Here is a 329-nt window from a genome sequence, read left to right as displayed (position 1 = left end):
AATTACCAATGAAAGTGACACGAATCTCAGTAAACCTGAGCAAGACGGTTCAGGCCGTTACCTACGAGCCTGTTTCGGTCAGCTTTAGCATGGATGCCGAACTTGAGGCCGGGGACACAGTGAAAGAGGCGCGCGCCGCACTGTACGAAGAGGCGGCAAGAGGTGTGCGCCTCATGATGAAGAAAGAGCTTCGGCGTTGGCGCGAAGAACACGATGAGTGGCACGAATAAAACTCGTAATACAGGAAATCTGATGTTCGCAAGTAAGAAAAAGGAAAGCAGTGCACCGATCGACGCAGAACAACATGCGCTTCATCGGAAGTATCGACC

1 protein-coding gene is annotated in these 329 nt (G+C 51.4%); it reads left to right on the top strand.

The window, feature by feature from the left end; genetic code table 11:
• On the top strand, positions 1 to 230 hold a 230-nt coding region (locus tag AC1RPG_RS08565), incomplete at its 5' end, for a hypothetical protein (RefSeq protein ID WP_481762563.1).
• Positions 231 to 329: the final 99 nt, after the last annotated feature.

The organism is Dellaglioa sp. CoH-57-MRSF-18, from assembly GCF_056781995.1.
Note: the sequence above shows the minus strand (reverse complement) of the source record. Positions and strands in the feature narration are given on the sequence as shown.